We start from the raw sequence: 17,355 nt of genomic DNA, 5'->3' as shown, positions 1-17,355 counted from the left end.
ACATACTTGAGAACAAGGCAGATTTTTTTATAAGTAGTGATTCTACTGTCAAAAAATCTAATACCGTTATCGCGTGTTTTCACAAGCTAGGGTGAACAGTTATTTATTACGATTGGTATAAAACCTTGTTAAGGACGCAACTTTGCAACAACCTCATCCACAGCTTAATTGGGCTTGGTTAAAACAAAAGATTCTTACCCATAAACGGCAACTCTTTCAGGCAAATATGATAGCAGTTGCCGCCACGTTATTAAGCTTACCTATCCCAATGCTAATGCCATTTCTAGTAGACGAAGTCTTGCTAGAAAAACCTGGTTGGCTATTAAACACCTTGCACCCAATTTTGCCTGACAGTATGCACAGTGCTGGCGTGTATATTGTTATTGTTTTAGTGGCTGTGATTGTGCTGCGGTTACTGACGATGGTGACACAAGTTATCCAAGCCAGAGAGTTCACCAAAATCGCCAAACGCATCAGTTTAGATGTGCGTGAGCGCATGCTAATGCAATTACCTAATATGCAAATAAGCGCGTTTGATAAATACGGTAGTGCAGGATTAGCATCTCGCTGTATTACTGATGTTGATACTCTTGAGCGCTTTGTCAGTGACACTTTGTCACGGCTGATCATCAGCGTATTGACTATCGTCGCCATTGCCAGTGTCTTGCTATGGCTCAACTGGCAATTGGGTTTGATGATCATTTTGCTCAATCCATTGGTTATCTACTTCTCTTCTCGATTTGCTGAACACGTCAAAACATTACGTCGTAAAGAAAACGCAGCAACTGAGGCATTTCAACAAGCCCTCGTCGATACCATTGATGCCACACGTGAGCTACGGTTAGCACAGCAAGAAAAGCACTATTATCAACGTGTATTTGGCTTAGCCTCCAATTTAAGCCAGCATGCCATTGCCAACCAATGGAAAACAGATGCGCTCAATAAACTCAGCTTCACTACTTTCTTGCTGGGATTTGAATGCTTTCGTGCGATGGCCATCTTTATGGTGTTGGTTTCAGATTTATCCGTCGGCCAAATTTTTGCCATCTTCAGTTACCTTTGGTATTTGATGGGACCCATTCAAGAGTTATTGAACATTCAATATGCTCGATTTGGCGCACAAGCCTCGATGGAACGACTCAATCAGTTATTAGCGTTAGACACTGAACCCGCAGAAGTGGAAACGCAACAGCCAAAACAAGTGACTCAACCACAACGACTTACTGAAACATCAGCACAACAAGCCATGGGCTTAACCATTGAATTTGATAATGTCAGCTTTGGTTTTGCCGAAACACCAAACTTGTTCCACCAGCTTAACTTACATATTGCTGCTAATGAATCCGTTGCCTTACTAGCAATGAGTGGCGGCGGTAAATCAACCTTAGTCAATTTACTGCTCGGCTTTTACCCTGCTCAATCAGGGAACATCTTAATAAACGGTCAGACTATTGATGACTTTGGTATCAACGCATTAAGGCGTCGAGTCGGTTACGTGCCGCAACACCCTAAGCTTATCGCTGGCACATTACGTGAAAACCTGACTTTCGGCGCTGATGTAAGTGATTCAACACTATGGCAAGCCCTTGAAAAAGCTGAATTATCAACCACTATAGCCAGTTGGTCAGAAGGGTTAGATACAGACTTAGGTCGCAGCGACACACGATTATCAGGCGGGCAACTGCAACGTCTCGCAATTGCCAGAATGTGGATCTCAGCACCTGATTTAGTCATTTTAGATGAGGCGACTTCAGCCCTTGATGCCGCAACAGAAGCCAAAGTACTGCAAAACTTACACGCATTTTTGCAAAACCGTAGCTGCATTATTATTGCCCATCGACTGAATAACCTAGATTTAGCCGATCGAATTCTGGTGTTAGATGACGGCCAAATTGTGCAATCAGGTAACCAGACGCAACTCAAACAAGAGGCGGGATTGTTTAAGCAATTGTTTGCCACGACTTAGCGCAAATAGCATAGCAATAGGCCGTTTAACGTGACTAAAAAGGCATGCATTAGCATGCCTTTTTTATTCAATAGCAATCCAACTACTCGCCTTACAACAAGATCACTAACGCATCAATTTAACCCAGCTTCGCTGACAATCTTTACAATGCAAAGCGGCAAAACTTGATCTAAACCAAGCAAAATGCAAATGATAATGGTTATCATTAACCATATTTATTTTTACTTGATGTGAGTAACCATGATCTTAACTTCTTCCATGACAGGCATTGCAAGCCCAGACCCTTTGCAACATGCATTTAAAGTCAAAAGCGCTCCCCATGCAGGTCGAAGTGGTAGCCGTCCAATTAAAGTTGATGAACAGCTTTGGCAACAATGGTGGCAAACGGAAACAACTGCAGATAAACGTGCTTTATATATTCATATTCCATTTTGTCGTAAGCGTTGTAGCTTCTGTAATTTCTTTGAAAATGGCGCTAAACCTGAGCGCATTAGCCACTATATGGAAGTATTGTGTCAGCAGTTAACACTCGCCTCGCAAACAAAGTTGGCACAAAGTCAGCCCTTTGACACGGTTTACGTCGGTGGTGGTACACCGACTGATATTACCGCTGAGGAAATTGCCAAGTTAGGCCAAGCTATTCAACGATTTCCATTAGCTGATAATGCAGAAGTCACCCTAGAAGGCCGCCTAAATGGTTTTGATGACGCTAAGTTTAACAATGCGCTAGATAACGGTTTTAATCGTTTTTCATTTGGTGTTCAAAGCTTTGATACTGCTGTACGCAAAGCTGCAGGTCGTTTTGATGATAAAGAGACTTTGCTTAAGCGATTACAACAGCTTAGCCAACATCCAAGCGCCAGTATTGTCATCGACTTGATCTTTGGTTTACCAGGGCAAACCATGGATATATGGCAACAAGATATTCAAGCTGCAATTGACTGTGGAGCCCATGGCGTCGATTTATATCAGTTAATTGGCTTAGCGGGTAACCGTATCGATAAAGCCAGCGAAAAAGGCAAAGTATTAGGTACAGAAACCAGTGAATTTCAGGCCGATAGCCAAACCCGTGCCAGCATGTATGCCTATGGCGCTAATGCACTAGAAAGCCAGCAATGGCAAAGATTATCTAGCTGTCATTGGCGCAGAGATGACCGTGAGCGCAGTGTGTATAACTCACTCGCTAAAAGCGGTATCGAAATTTTGCCTTTTGGTGCTGGCGGCGGCGGTAGCATTCATGGTCATGGCATGATGAATGCCAGAGATTTAAGTGAGTGGCACCAAGCACAAGTTGTCACTGAAGATGCAGAGTCTAGCAGCCAGACACGATTGCCAGCACAAGTACCAGGCATGGCGCTCAGTCCAAATCCATCTGCCGCATTTGATGCAATTTTTAAACGTGGCTTAGACTCAGGCACATTATCATTCGATGGGATTGAAACCGATGTTGTTATTCATTTGCAGCCATTGTTTGAAGCTTGGCAGCAAAATGGACTCGCAACGATAGATGACCGCTGCTTGAAACTCACGCTTGCAGGCCGTTTTTGGAACGTGAATATGCAAACGGGTTTATTTGAGTATTTAGCTAAAAACCCAATGAATGCAGAAGCACAGTTAGCAAGCTAATTGACCAACTGAGGCGAAGCAGATATACCAATAAACTGGGATATCTGCTGCATCAAATACCGCTTGTTCATATCGTGAATAATGGACAAGTTATGAAGCTGGCATATGCTCCACCAGCATATCAATGAAACTTCGCACCTTTGGAGTTAAATGCTTGCGACTAGGATACACAGCGTAAATATCCACTTCAGGTTGCACATAGTCACTAAACAACACCGTCAGCTTTTTCTGCTCTAATGCCTTAGATAAATAAAAAGAAGGCAGGCGGCAAATACCATGATCATCCAGCACCATTGCTAATTCCATATCCGCATTATTACAACCGATAACTTGGGGAACATCGACCGTCACTGTCGCTTTTTCAGGGTGTTCAAATACCCAACGACTAGGATGCTTTAAATTGGTGTAACAAATACATTGATGAGTAATAAGGTCTTCTGGAGACTGCGGCGTCCCATGTTTTGCTAAATATGCTGGCGTTGCTACCACTAATGCGTGAAATCGACTGAGGCGCTTACAAATCAAATTAGAATCATCGAGCTGTTGGGTTGCTCTTATCGCTAAGTCATAACCATCTTGAATTAAGTCGACATGACGGTCACTAAAATCAATGTCTAAGTTTATTTGTGGGTATTGCTCCATGTATAAGGACAATATCGGTTGTAAGTGCATTAAACCTAAAGTGACCGGGCAGCTAATTTTTAACGTGCCACTAGGCACTTGTAAGCGACTATCTAACATAGCGACAGCTTGCTCTGCATCTTTGACTATCTGCACACAATGCTGATGAAATAACTTACCTTCTGGCGTTAAACTCAATGAGCGTGTACTGCGATGTAACAAGCGGGTTTGTAATCGCTGCTCTAATTTTGTCACCACTTTACTGATGTGCGATGTCGAGTGACCGGTTTTTTCGGCGGCAATCGAGAAGCTACCAGATTCGATAACTTGACTAAAAATTACCAGGCCATCAAACAATTTAGGGTCAAGATTCATATGTCACTCTCTTCATCAAATTAGCCAGACACACAGGTCGACATTCATTCCAAAATAACACCAATTTTTAATATAACCCAGAATTACAAGTCATATGGAAATAATACTTTGCCTTATACCTACTTAATCCCACGCCGTGATATCGCTAAAGTAACCACATCAACACACGAGGGCTCAAGCCTTTAAGTGGTTAACTATAAGGAAATAATCATGGAACAGATCACTCGAATTAATCATTATGGATTACGCGTAAAAAACCTTGATATTGCTAAAGCATTTTACGCGCAACTTGGATTTAATTATGTGGCTGGTCCATTAGGGCCAGAGCCAGTAGCGATTGTCGAACACCCGAGTGGTATCAACATTAATTTTATTTTGAATGCCGCACAAACTGACACGAATGTACTAATGGATATTCCCACTAAACACACTGGCTATACCCATATTGCGTTAGAAATTAATGATGCTGACGTCATGATTGAGCAATTAAGCGAACGCAACATTTCACTCAGTGGTGAACTAATGCAGCACATTAATGGACGTTCATTCTTCATTCGAGATCCTGACAAAAATGTCATCGAATTTATTGAATACAAGCACGTAAATTAATGTTAAACATAAATAAATACGAGTAATTTACCCCAACATACGTTTTGTTTTAACTGACTTATTCTGGCTTAAAGAGCCTAAGGCAATAACATGAAAATTTTAGCATTTGCAGCAAGCAGCAGTCGTCATTCCATTAATAAACAACTCGCACAATATGCGGCTAACCATGCCGCGACATTAGTTGATAATGCCGAAGTTGAATTGCTCGATATCAATGACTACGAAATACCATTATTCAGTGAAGACCGTGAGAAAGAATTGGGTCAGCCTGACTTGGCTAAAGCTTTTTTCAACAAAATTGGTCATGCGGATGCTATCGTTATTTCATTTGCAGAGCATAACGGCTCATACACCGCAGCATATAAAAACCTATTTGATTGGACATCACGCATTGATCAAAAAGTATTTCAGGGTAAGCCAACATTACTATTGGCAACCTCGCCTGGCCCAGGCGGCGCGAGTACAGTACTTGCAGCGGCGACAGGTTCAGCCCCTTACTTTGCCGCTGAGGTCAAAGGCTCGATGTCAGTCCCTAGCTTTTATCAAAACTTTGATACCGAGAAAGGTCAATTAACCAATGCAGAACTTGTCGCAGAACTGAATCAAGCTGTGGTTCAATTAGTTAGCTAAGTCATTCAAACCACTCGATAACGCTGTATTATTGCCGCAGCGTTATCTGAGCTCTGATCGTCTGACAATGATATCTCTGACGCTAGTACCCCGCCATTTACCATTATCATTTTTGCTGAAGCAACATTGTGCTTATAGCAATGAATGTGTAGCTCATTAATGCCTTTGAGTTTTGCCTTAGCAATAACCAGTCCCATGAGTTCAGCCCCTAAGCCTTGACCTCTATAACTTGGACGAATGCCCAAGCCAATGTGCCCGCCACAATGTCTAATAGCGTCATTTAACCGCAAGCGTAAGTTGGCGACACCAACTAACTCAGCCTCATCAACTAACCAATAGGTTTCGCTGGCGACATAACCTTGAGGCAAGTTAACCCCATCAGCAAAGTTCTGAATTTTTTGCAACATGGCTTCAAAATCATGATGATCAAAATCCAGTGGAAAAGGATAACGCTCTTCATCGGCTAGTTCTGCAATATAAGCAAGATAACTGGATTGGTATTCTGCACTGGGTTTAACGAGTTTCAATGATACTTTCCCTATATTAATTGAGACAAAAAAAGAGCCTCACGGCTCTTTAATGTTAACGCCTAATGAGCACTTACTTGCGACCTAAAATACGTAAAATTCTTAGGAATAAATTAATGATGTCCATATACAAGGCTGCGGCGCTATCTATCGCGTTATCAACTGTTTTAGGAATTTGATTTGCGCGCCCCCAGTCGTAGCCAATATAGCCACAAAAGATCAGCACGACTATCCAATCTAATATGCCATGGTGGATCCCAAAGACATAAATTTCAATTAATTCGATGACGATAACCAACAGCAGCGCAATGGTTAACGCTCCGGCAATTTTACTGAAAAAAGCAGGGAACAATGTGCCTAAACACATCATTGCAATAGTCACTAACCCAGTAATACGAATGGCTTCAGACACGAGTGCAGCGTCATATTGACTCACAACCAAGTTAATAATGAAACCAAATGGCACGACCACGAAGTTGTAGCCAATAAAACTCACCACAGGTTTATCTGACGATGAAAATAGGTAAATACCTAAAAAACATGACGCAAAGTAACCAATAAAAAAGACCCAAGAATTAACAGATGCAATCGCTTCAGGGGAAATATTAGTCACCATCCACCAGTTAATGCCAAAGCCCCAGCATAGGGTTAACCCAATCAATAAATTGTATAATGGCCCACTGATAATCTTGTCTGTGGTATATGTTCGATCAAATACATTTGTTTCCACTTAGCTTTCCTTGTCACTCAATCATTCTTCAACTTACGTTCAAATAAAAATGACGAAAGCACAGCTTTCGTCATTGAGCCTTTCTGGTCATACTGACCCAGTGATGTTTATTTAATTAAACGTAAGATATAAGGCACTTTAAAGTCTTCTGCTTTTGATGCCGCAATCGCACCTAAAATACAAAACACTAAGTTAAATATCCCAACAGCAAACATGGTCAACATGCCAATAACGATAATAAATAGAAGGCTTGAAATAAAGTAACCAATGATAACGGTGATCGAGAGGTTTAACGATTCTTTTGCTTGCTGGCGAACATATTCATCATCAGTCTTGACGAGATATAAAACCAAACCAGGAATAAAACCAAAAAAGATGGTGCCTATCCAACAAAGTAGTGCCAAGTTTTTAGAGTCTTGACTCACTTCTTGAGTTTGTAATGTTGTTTCTTCACTCATTTTTGCAATCCTTATTTGCCTGATTTAGGCACTTTTCTTTTAGAGTTGTTGTGGTTATCGAAGGCATATTAAGCAGAGTTTATGACAGGAATATGCAAAAGCTGGTGTAAGGATAAATCTGAAAGCTCCTTTTCACGTACTCGATAGCAATCCTTCACGTCTCGAATGACAATATGTTTCTTAACTTAGATTACCCAGCTCACCTCGTTAGTGCAATAGTACTCTTTGATTAAAATCACACTTTACAATTATCATTAAGCATTTAAAAACATCACCTTATAACGCTTACCTGACTCTCCTCCCTTGCGTCATTGTTTAAAACTACAGCGTCATCAGCCTCAATAAAAAGTCGTAACAAGGCTCTGTGGCATTAAATGGTAACTCTTTAATTACGACTTTTATTAAGCTAGTTATCACCCAAGAGCGGCTGTTTGGTGACGTGCTGCCATATTGATTATCAACTTTTTATCATCTAAGTAGGCTTATGCAACAAACTCAACGAAGAAAAAATATTCGCGTATTCAAGCTGATTTTTAGTGTCATATTGATGTTCAGTATCAGTGTGGGTTTTTACATATTTAATCAGTACCAAAAAATTGAAAATGACGAAATGAAGCGTATCAATGACAAGCACAGTCAGCGATTAACATTTTCAACAGACAAGCTCGCAGCTGTTATTGAGGGCGTTGATGACATCATCAAAAAGCTCACTACGAGCCCGCAGATCATGAAATTTACTGAGCACCCTAGTCAGAGCAGCCGCGATACGCTTGAGAATATGTTTTATTTTGTGGCAAAAAATGAAGCCATATATTCGCAGATTCGTTATATCAACAATGATGGTATTGAACTAATTAGGGTTAATAACCTAGGTGTTCAACCCTTGCGAGTGCCTACAGCGCAATTACAAAACAAGTCTCAACGCCCGTATTTTGTGTATGCAAAGCAGCTAAAACAAGGTGAAGTTGGTACTTGGCCTGTCGACTTAGAAATTGAAAATGGTGAGTTATCACAACCTATTCAGGCAAGCATGCGTATCATCTCGCCTGTTTATCACCAACAAAAACGTCAAGGGTTTATGGTGATAAACCTGAGTATTTCTAACATGCTAAGCGCCATTGATGGGATTCATCAAGATAATGTCGTGACAAAAATATTTGAACATCAAGGCCACTTACTTGCAAGCGATCAACCTAATGAAACATTAGATAATTTACTTCATAACAAAGCTGGCTCTAGCTTGGCTGAGCTTATGCCTAATTTATGGAAGCAAATTCAATCGTCTGAAAATGGCCGCCTAACTCAAGATGATGCAGTCTACTCTTATGCAAGGCTATCCCTTGGAGAGGCCTACAGCCCACTTGGCCAGTATATTGTTATATCGAGCCCGACAGATTCACCTTATGTGCAACAACAAAAACAACACCTGCTGGTGAATGGCTTACTCATTTTGCTACTGATTGCGGGTATTTGTGGCTACATTTTCAAATTATACAACCAGCATGAAAATGAATTGGCTAACAGCCAATTGATTGAAGCCGCTTTTAATGGTGTTGCGGGCGTGATTATTACTAATCCACAGTTTGCATTAATAAAAGTGAATCAAGAGTTTGTGCGGGTTTCGGGTTATACCCAAAAACAACTACTCAATAAATCACTGTATCAATTAAACCTGTCGCTCAATGAGCATCAAGTTGCCGCCATAAAAATACAATTAGAAAAGGATGACTTATGGAAAGGTGAGATTGTCGGTCATAACAAATCAGGCCTGCAATATACGCTGATAACCCGAATACAAACGTTAAAAAACAACATAGGGCAAGTCAAAAAGTACGTGATTACCTTTATCGATATTACGCAACGAAAACTGCTTGAAGAAGAGTTACGAAACCAAAGTGAGTCGGATCCTTTAACCGGAGTCTGGAATCGTCGTAAGTTTGACAAGGAGCTAGATAATCTCACGGTTTATACTAAACGTTACCCTGATTACCAAGCATGTTTAGGGATCATCGATATAGACCATTTTAAAGTCATCAATGATAAGCATGGACACGATGCAGGTGATGTTGCATTGCAAAAGTTAGCCCATTTTTTAAATCAGCAATGCCGTGAGACAGACATTGTCGCTCGCATTGGTGGAGAGGAGTTTGCAGTGTTAATGCCACACACCTCAGCAGCTCAAGCTGAGGCTGTGCTTAATCGACTTTGCCGTATTATTGATGCCAATTCGCAGTTCCCTTTCACCATTAGTGCTGGAGTCACTAAAGTAAAAGACGATGCAACCTTAGCGTATAAACATGCTGATATCGCCATGTATAGAGCAAAAAAAGCGGGGCGAAATCAGGTTATACAATATGATGCGACAACGACGAGCAACACTCAGATGCGAATGACATCAAGCTCGAAACTGAGTGTCGTATAAAGCTAAAACGCTTGATTTAGGCCAGCGATACTGGCCTAAAATCACTATTTTAATGGGGTATCAAAACCGTATTTAGCCAAAATTTCTTGGCCATCCGATGATAAAATAAAGTGCGCTAAACCAGCGGCATCTGGGTTAGCCCCATTCACAAGCGTTAGCCCATATTGTGCGCCAACAGATAATGCTTCTGGCACGCTAATAATTTGTAACGCTGGCACTTCTTTTTGTGCCAATACCGCATTGGTACAGTAGGTTAAGAAGATATCTGCCTGATTATTTTCCATTACCCAACCGTAAGGGTTGCGCCCTTCAGGCGCTTTAGCTGAGTGTTCACCACCTGTTAGCTGTAACGCTTTTTGTTGTAATGTTTGCTCTGCACCTGTTTGTAACTGTTCAGCTTTGGCAAATAACTTCCAAGCATAATCACCCGCAGGATCCGCTTTGGGTGTGGATGTGCCCACTCTAATATTCTTGCTTAGCATTTTATCCAATAACTGCTCACTGGTAAGTGAGACATTTTGCTGGGCAATGGCACAGAGCTTATTGCCAGCAAATCGCACTACAGGCCCTGCTTTATCAGCTTTATTGAGAGTCGTTGGGTGTTTCATGTTTGCAGAGGCATACAAATCGACATGCTCGCCTTGCTCAATTCGCTTACGTAATAATCCAGATGGGGCAAACTGCGACGCCACTGCTACATCATATTGATCTTGATATTGAGCAACGATTTCCGTCATTGCCGTCTTTAAACTTCCTGCAGCTCTAAACTCTACTGTCTCAGCGGCAACCGTACTCGCTGAGAAGCTGCTCATTACAGCTAAGGTGACTAACCATTTTTTCATGTTAATTCGCTCACAAGTTAATATTTTAAGGTCAATAATTTGGCATTAATCACTATTGATTCATGCCGTTACATTATTCTCAGTCGCTTACACTATGCTTTTCGGCACAAAATAAACTCGGCATTCATCGCAAAATCAAACATTCACATCAATAATTTACATAGAGGAAAACAGCGTTAAATAACATAACGTTAGTGACTATCGCTCGCTATTTGGCATGACATTATTAGCCCAATGACACAGCACTTCTCGCTAAACTTTTTGTTACCTGCGCCGATATCTCTTTTATCAGTGCCAATAAACAATGTGTTTATGTCACCTCACTTAGTTCAACCAATTAATTGGGTTTGATTGGTGATGTAACGTGAAATTAATCAACAGATAAATCGCTAAAAAAAGATAAAAAACAATCAGTGACTGTCAGACTGAGATCTGTCTCGATTTATTCACTGGTAATACTCGGTAACATGCCAGCTTATTACATGTAACACTTTGTATTGATGAATTAAATTATCAATATAATTTACAGAATATATTGTAGGCACTGACCGCATTTGCAACTTAATGTCAGGGCTAGATTGTTGCTTTGACTAAAGGAATGCTCGACATGAAACAAATTAGCTTTCGTAAAGTAGATGCTGTACTCATTAAGCTCAGTTTAAACGGTAAGTTTTGGGTTATATGCGCTCTTGTCACCGCGATTACCGCCGCTATAGCTATGACTCAATACGTCAATTACACCAATCAAATTGAATACAGTTCAGAGCAATTCGCTCAATCCAGAGTCAATGCTTTTGCACAAAGCGCTCAAGCTCAAGGGCTTGATGATCAGGCATTAGTTGATTTCGCTCATCTCATTGATGCAAAAGTTGGCCAATTAACTCAGGCTACACGCTATCAAGACAACATTACCGTAAGCGCACCCGTCAATAACTCAGCGTTAATTCTAACAGTGAATGTCGCTAAATTAGAGGCAGAACCCTTATCCAGCGCAAGCAGCATGCTGATTTGGGCATTTGCCGGTTTATTGCCTCTGTACCTACTGTGTTATTGGATTTCGACTTCGTTAGGTGGCGGACTATGGGACATGTATGTTGCCATCAAGCGTCTTGCTGAAGGTGACTTAACCTGCCGCCTTAATTTTTTTGGTACGGATGATTTCAGTCTTATTGCCCGAGAAATTGATCGCAGTGCCGATAACATGAGCGAAATGGTGACCGCCATTGCAGCCAATGCGCAAACCTTGTCTAATGCCGCACAAGAATTTAATCAGCAAGCGCAGCAAAGTGAGCAGCTTACTGAATATCAACATAACTTTTTAGATACGGTATCGGTGGCGATGTCGCAAATGACCACGGCGATTGAAGCGGTCTCGCACCATGCAAGCAGTACCAGTGAACAAACTCAAACAAGCTCATCGCAAGCCAACAATAGCCAAGTGCAAATCAGTGAAGCCGTCAATCGTATTGGCACTTTAACAGGTCGCATCTCGCAGGCATCTATCTCTGTTGATGAGCTATCAAAAGCTGCTGCCAATATTGGTGAAGTGGTCACCACGATTAATAGTATTTCTGAGCAAACTAACTTATTGGCGCTTAATGCTGCCATTGAAGCGGCACGAGCGGGTGAACAAGGTCGTGGGTTTGCTGTCGTTGCCGATGAAGTACGTACTTTAGCTAGTCGCACTCAGCAAGCGACAGTAGAAATACAAACCATGATAGAAGGGTTACAGAAAGACACGGGCACCTTATCGCATATTACTGAAGACATTGTTAAACAAGCTGAGCAAGGGCAACAAGCCATTGCCTCGGTGGGTGAAGATGTTGATGGCATGGTCACTTCAATTAACCATGTGTTTGATATGAGCTCGCAGATCGCTTCATCTTCTGAGCAACAAAGCGCAGCTTCTCGTGATATTGCTCAGCAACTGCATGACATTCGTAGCCAAGCAGAAACGATACATGAAACATCACATCGCTCAGTGACCATTGCAAACCAACTCACTCAAGCATCTGTTGGATTAGATGATATTTTAAAACAGTATCGTTTGGCTAAATCATAAGCCGACTTAGGTACTCGCTAACTCATTGAGGCGACTCGCATCTTCGCCTCATTGTATTTTTCGTTAATAAGCTTTGATCGTTAAGGTACGTTACTAATCCAAACCGTTTGGTAAGGCTCTAATAATTGCGTAGCAGTAATATCGTGGATCACTTCGCCGTCAATCAAATCAAACCAGGTTTCGGTACCAATTAAGTTCAGCTCGGCCAAGGGTAAATCTATCGCTTGGTCTGAAATATTACTGATACAAAAAATGCTCTGTCTACGATCGCGACTCTGACGCCAAAAGCCAAATAACTGCAACCCTAAGTGCAAGGTAAATTGAGTCGCATTAGGATTAAATGCAGCTTGATTGGTTCGAATAGTTATCAGCTTAGTCAGTGCTGCAAGCACTTTAGCATGGGTACTATTGTCATCGGCAAGCAAGCCATTCAGTTGCTCTGCATCCCAACGATGACGATTAATTGAGCGATTATGAGAGGTATTAGCCAGTTTCTCATAATCATTTTCGGTGCCCAGTAAGCTATGAATATATATCCCAGGGATCCCTTCCAGCCCCAACATAATGGCATGGGCACAGGTAAAGCGCGCTAAACCAAATTGGTCTTTGCCTTTCGTTGTACCTTGCAAGGCATCGATGAGTGCGATGTTCATTTCATAGGGCTTTTTATGGCCATCTTCGCTCGTTCGGCTGGAAATCTTACCGCCAAACAACACCATGGTTTCTACTAGACTGTCAATTTCATCCTGCTCTAATATCCCTTCAACAGGCCTTAAACCCACACCATCATGTGAAGCAATAAAGTTAAAATAAGTGGTGCCATCCTGTGCTGGAGGCATGCTCATTTGCCAACGTTTTAAATACAAACAGCTTCCTGTAATCAAAGTATTAATCAGTAATGGCGGCAATGAGAAATTATAAATACAGTGCGCTTCGTTGGCGTTGCCAAAATAAGTCAGGTTTTGAGTATTGGGAATATTGGTTTCGGTGATCACGACTGCATCTTGTTGAGCATGCTCTATTAATGTGCGTAATAAACGGATCACTTCATGGGTTTGCGGTAAGTTAATTGATTTCGTGCCGACAATTTTCCACAAGAATGCCACGGCATCAAGGCGGAAAATATTCACGCCGGCATCAAGGTATTGCCTAATGATACGTGTAAACTCAATAAGCACTTGTGGATTTCTAAAGTCAAAATCCACTTGATCATGACTGAAGGTACACCAGACATGCTGCCAGCCTTTACTTGTATGAGTTGGCCTTAATAACGCAGAGGTTCTTGGGCGAACCACTTGAGATAAATCATCGTCAACATTGGCGGTAAAAAAATAATCATGCCCAATTCCTTCACCCTTGATAAAGTTCTGAAACCAAGCACTTCGACTAGAACAATGATTGATGACTAAATCAGACATGAGTCTGCGCTTTGATGCTATGGCGGTAATATCAGACCAATCACCCAAGCCATCATTGACACTTGAGTAATCGATAACAGCAAAGCCATCATCCGAACTAAATGGGAAAAATGGCAGAATATGCACCGCATTAATGCATTCAAGATGCGTATCCATAAAGTCGGATAACGTGGCCAACGGTTTTTGATCTGCTGCAATAATGCTGTCGCCGTAGGTTATCACTACCACATCTTTTTCAGACCAATGATTACTGTATGGTCGAGGAGTAAAGCCACCTTGAGTAATGCGCATAATATCGACCAACATATCAGCAAGCTCATCATAACTTTGTGTTAGCTGAACATCTTTATAAATGCATCCAAGCTGTTGAATCAGTTTATGCTTTAAACTTTCTATTTCTGTCATAAGCCTATCTTCTAACGTTTATCAGATTAGACTGGCAGCCCACCAGCCTTATCGACCTTATTCATTACATAAACTCAGCGTTATCCGCTTCTACTGCCGATTTAAGTTGCTCAAGTACGTCAGGCATAGCACTGATCACTCGGCTCCATGTTGGCATGAATGGCGTTTCCATTGGGTTATCTAAAAAGCGCTGACCTGCTGTCACAATGTTTTGAGTAAACATTTCAACGGCTTTTTCTTCGGTATGAATATCGGTTGATAACCCGTTCATCAATGCGTCATTATGGTAGGTTTCCACGTAATCTAAGGCAATACGATAATAGGTTGCTTTTAATGTTCTAAAGGCTTCTGTATTGAAGGTTTCACCTTGGGTAGCCAGTTTGCGATAAAACGCCTTAGTAATATCAATCGACATTTTTGATAACCCCGCTTCGGCATTATCGAGCGACAAATCTTGATGCTTATGATCATAATTATCGGCAATATCGACTTGGCAAATACGGTTGTGGGCATAGTTACGGTGCATTTCACTGAGCACGCCAATTTCTAAGCCCCAATCACTCGGAATACGTAAATCATTTAGCACATCACGTCGAAAGGAGAATTCACCTGCCAGTGGGTACCGAAAACTGTCCATGTATTCAAGGTAATCGTTATGGCCAACGACTCTTTGCAGCGCTTTGATCAATGGCGTGACCAGCAGACGTGACACACGACCATTAATTTTGCCGTCTGACATGCGGGCATAATAGCCTTTACTGAACTCATAATTAAACTGCGGGTTAGCAACAGGATAAAGTAAGCGTGCTAACAATGACTTTTCATAGGTGACGATGTCACAGTCATGCAGGGCGACTGACTCAGTTTTGCCTGATGCTAAAATATAGCCCATGCAATACCAAACATTTCGTCCTTTCCCCAACTCTTTGGGCGCTAAACCCAATGCACTGAGTTTTGCATCTAGTGCTTGTAATCTTGGCCCATCGTTCCATAACACTCGGTGATGTTGCGGTAATTGATTGAAGAATTTTAGCGCTTGCTGATACTGCGCTTTATCAGCTCGGTCTAAACCTATTACCACTTCCGATAAATACGGCACATCTTTCAATTTATTAATGATATTGGGTAACGCTTCACCTTCTAGCTCTGAATATAGCGAAGGTAAAATTAGCCCTAGTGGTCGAGTTTTGGCAAATTTCATGAGGTCCTTTTCCATTTCCTCATGGGTACGCTGGGTTAAATTATGTAATGTCGTCACAATACCATTCTGATAAAAGTCAGCCATGTTATGCCTCCTCAGCTGTAAATAAACTTGGGGTGGGAGAATCAAGTAATAACGCTTGCAAGCATTCAGCCCAGCCCTTGGGACCGTAGTGGCGGCTTTGCATGGTTTTATTGCTGGTTTGAATTGTTGGAAAAGTATGGGTTGGCGACTTAATTTGAATCGCAATATCGGCGGCTTCAAGCATGGCACTATCATTTCCGCTATCGCCCAATGCTATTGTGTTAACCCCTACCTGATATGCGTTAGCATAAACCTGTGCCAGCCAGTTCATTGCACACCCTTTGTCGGTATGGCCGCCCACATGCAAAAATCGACCACCTTGCAACATATTGGCACCAAGCTTCTGCATATGGTCAATAAAGCGTTGCTTGCGCTCTTCATCAGCCGTCCACAATAGCGGCTCTGAGTAATGCCTTACTAAGGCAAGTTCTGCTTTCTCTGCGGATAAGTCGGTGAGTTCACATAGCTCATCAGCACTGAGTGATGAAAAGCCAATGAAGTCTTCTGCAAATTCACTTGCTTGATTATCTAATAGACTGAGCCAATGTTGCCTTGTTTCACAAAAGGCTTTAACCCAGTAATACCCCTCGGTCACAGTATCTTCAGGTTGTTGTTCAAAGTAGCCAATTGGGATATATACCACGGCGCCATTTTCAGAAATAAATGGAGAATTAAAACCAATGGTTTGTTGAATTTTTTCCATTTCAGCAAAGGTTTTACTGGTATTGGGAATAATAGGAATTTGTTTTTCAACCAACGCCTCTATCACGCCAATTGCACTCGAAAAACTATAGTCATAGTGGTCGAGTAAAGTGCCATCCATATCGGTAAAAATAAGCGGTTGAGTCGTCATTTTCTTCCCCTGCCATTTCGCTAATCATTGTGTGATTAAATTAAACGTTACAGGGAACATGCCAGCTTGATATAAAATGCACCAAATTGGTTAATTACTGACTTTAGACATTGATTTTAAATATTAATTTATTAATGCACGGAATCATAAATAGGATTAAAAATTCAAGATTCAAACAATGTTGTGCTGACTTTTACATCATCGATGCACTATAAAGGTGCAATTTTACATTGTTCACACTATCGACTACACCTTAATAAACTGTCATTACATTAGGGCTGAAATTTAACCTAGAAATGGCTTATTTGAACTAGCGAAACCCGCTATGTAAGGAGTGAGCATGCGATTTAACCAGGCTTTTGAGGTATTAGATCATTTGATTGATGTTTATGAAGCTATTTCGATGGCGTGTGAACGCTTATTAGATGAAACAGAAACTGAACGATCTCGGATGTTGCTGCATTATTTAATTCAAAAACAACGTGAAAATATCCAGTACATACGCGATATAAAATTGAGAATGCCA

Annotated in this window: 15 protein-coding genes; 7 read left to right on the top strand and 8 right to left on the bottom strand. The window is 41.4% G+C overall.

All coding sequences use genetic code 11. From position 1 onward, the window contains the following. Positions 1 to 142 precede the first annotated feature (142 nt). Positions 143 to 1,966: an ABC transporter ATP-binding protein gene (locus AN944_RS17545; RefSeq protein WP_055025944.1), complete on the top strand. Its 1,824-nt coding sequence runs from the start codon at positions 143 to 145 to the stop codon at positions 1,964 to 1,966. Positions 1,967 to 2,206: 240 nt separating this feature from the next. Beyond that, complete coding sequence (gene hutW / locus AN944_RS17540) at positions 2,207 to 3,592, top strand: heme anaerobic degradation radical SAM methyltransferase ChuW/HutW (protein WP_055025943.1); 1,386 nt, start codon at positions 2,207 to 2,209, stop codon at positions 3,590 to 3,592. Between the two features lie 90 nt (positions 3,593 to 3,682). Here hutW and AN944_RS17535 read toward each other — a convergent pair whose 3' ends face one another. Beyond that, positions 3,683 to 4,588: a LysR family transcriptional regulator gene (locus tag AN944_RS17535; RefSeq protein ID WP_055025942.1), complete on the bottom strand. Its 906-nt coding sequence runs from the start codon at positions 4,586 to 4,588 to the stop codon at positions 3,683 to 3,685. A 210-nt stretch (positions 4,589 to 4,798) separates the two neighbouring features. On the opposite strand from AN944_RS17535, the gene AN944_RS17530 reads away from it, so the two are divergent. Together AN944_RS17530 and AN944_RS17525 are read left to right on the top strand one after the other, a co-directional pair. Further along, positions 4,799 to 5,197 (top strand): VOC family protein, encoded by a 399-nt coding sequence (locus AN944_RS17530; RefSeq protein ID WP_055025941.1) that lies wholly within the window; start codon positions 4,799 to 4,801, stop codon positions 5,195 to 5,197. A 90-nt stretch (positions 5,198 to 5,287) separates the two neighbouring features. Next, positions 5,288 to 5,827 (top strand): NADPH-dependent FMN reductase, encoded by a 540-nt coding sequence (locus AN944_RS17525; RefSeq protein ID WP_055025940.1) that lies wholly within the window; start codon positions 5,288 to 5,290, stop codon positions 5,825 to 5,827. A 5-nt stretch (positions 5,828 to 5,832) separates the two neighbouring features. On the opposite strand, the gene AN944_RS17520 is transcribed toward AN944_RS17525, so the two are convergent. From AN944_RS17520 to AN944_RS17510, 3 genes are all read right to left on the bottom strand, one after another. Further along, positions 5,833 to 6,354: a GNAT family N-acetyltransferase gene (locus AN944_RS17520; protein WP_082420050.1), complete on the bottom strand. Its 522-nt coding sequence runs from the start codon at positions 6,352 to 6,354 to the stop codon at positions 5,833 to 5,835. 73 nt (positions 6,355 to 6,427) lie between these two features. Next, on the bottom strand, positions 6,428 to 7,084 hold the full coding sequence (locus AN944_RS17515) for a Bax inhibitor-1 family protein (protein WP_055025938.1): 657 nt from the start codon (positions 7,082 to 7,084) through the stop codon (positions 6,428 to 6,430). 107 nt (positions 7,085 to 7,191) lie between these two features. Continuing rightward, the gene (locus tag AN944_RS17510) at positions 7,192 to 7,542 is read right to left on the bottom strand and encodes a DUF4870 domain-containing protein (RefSeq protein ID WP_055025937.1); all 351 of its coding nucleotides are present in this window, start codon (positions 7,540 to 7,542) and stop codon (positions 7,192 to 7,194) included. A gap of 484 nt (positions 7,543 to 8,026) precedes the next feature. Here AN944_RS17510 and AN944_RS17505 point away from each other — a divergent pair, with 484 nt between their 5' ends. Continuing rightward, on the top strand, positions 8,027 to 9,964 hold the full coding sequence (locus AN944_RS17505; protein ID WP_055025936.1) for a sensor domain-containing diguanylate cyclase: 1,938 nt from the start codon (positions 8,027 to 8,029) through the stop codon (positions 9,962 to 9,964). Between the two features lie 44 nt (positions 9,965 to 10,008). Here AN944_RS17505 and AN944_RS17500 read toward each other — a convergent pair whose 3' ends face one another. After that, positions 10,009 to 10,806, bottom strand: a complete 798-nt coding sequence (locus tag AN944_RS17500) for a molybdate ABC transporter substrate-binding protein (protein WP_055025935.1) — start codon at positions 10,804 to 10,806, stop codon at positions 10,009 to 10,011. A 607-nt stretch (positions 10,807 to 11,413) separates the two neighbouring features. Here AN944_RS17500 and AN944_RS17495 point away from each other — a divergent pair. Continuing rightward, positions 11,414 to 12,868, top strand: a complete 1,455-nt coding sequence (locus tag AN944_RS17495) for a methyl-accepting chemotaxis protein (RefSeq protein WP_055025934.1) — start codon at positions 11,414 to 11,416, stop codon at positions 12,866 to 12,868. Positions 12,869 to 12,948: 80 nt separating this feature from the next. Here AN944_RS17495 and AN944_RS17490 read toward each other — a convergent pair whose 3' ends face one another. The 3 genes from AN944_RS17490 to AN944_RS17480 all read right to left on the bottom strand — a co-directional run bounded on the left by AN944_RS17490 (position 12,949) and on the right by AN944_RS17480 (position 16,829). Next, a complete protein-coding gene (locus tag AN944_RS17490; protein ID WP_055025933.1) occupies positions 12,949 to 14,691 on the bottom strand; it encodes a sugar phosphorylase in 1,743 nt (580 codons plus the stop codon). A 64-nt stretch (positions 14,692 to 14,755) separates the two neighbouring features. Continuing rightward, positions 14,756 to 15,976: a hypothetical protein gene (locus AN944_RS17485; RefSeq protein ID WP_055025932.1), complete on the bottom strand. Its 1,221-nt coding sequence runs from the start codon at positions 15,974 to 15,976 to the stop codon at positions 14,756 to 14,758. Position 15,977: 1 nt separating this feature from the next. Then, entirely contained in the window at positions 15,978 to 16,829 is an 852-nt protein-coding gene (locus AN944_RS17480; RefSeq protein ID WP_055025931.1) for a mannosyl-3-phosphoglycerate phosphatase, read from the bottom strand. Between the two features lie 340 nt (positions 16,830 to 17,169). Here AN944_RS17480 and AN944_RS17475 point away from each other — a divergent pair. Beyond that, the coding region (locus AN944_RS17475) for a hypothetical protein (protein ID WP_408005088.1) at positions 17,170 to 17,355 on the top strand (186 nt) is incomplete at its 3' end.

Source organism: Shewanella sp. P1-14-1 (genome assembly GCF_001401775.1).
In the GTDB taxonomy this organism is placed as follows: Bacteria; Pseudomonadota; Gammaproteobacteria; order Enterobacterales; family Shewanellaceae; genus Shewanella; species Shewanella japonica.
The sequence above is the reverse complement of the archived record's forward strand: the minus strand, read 5'-3'. Positions and strand labels throughout refer to the sequence as shown.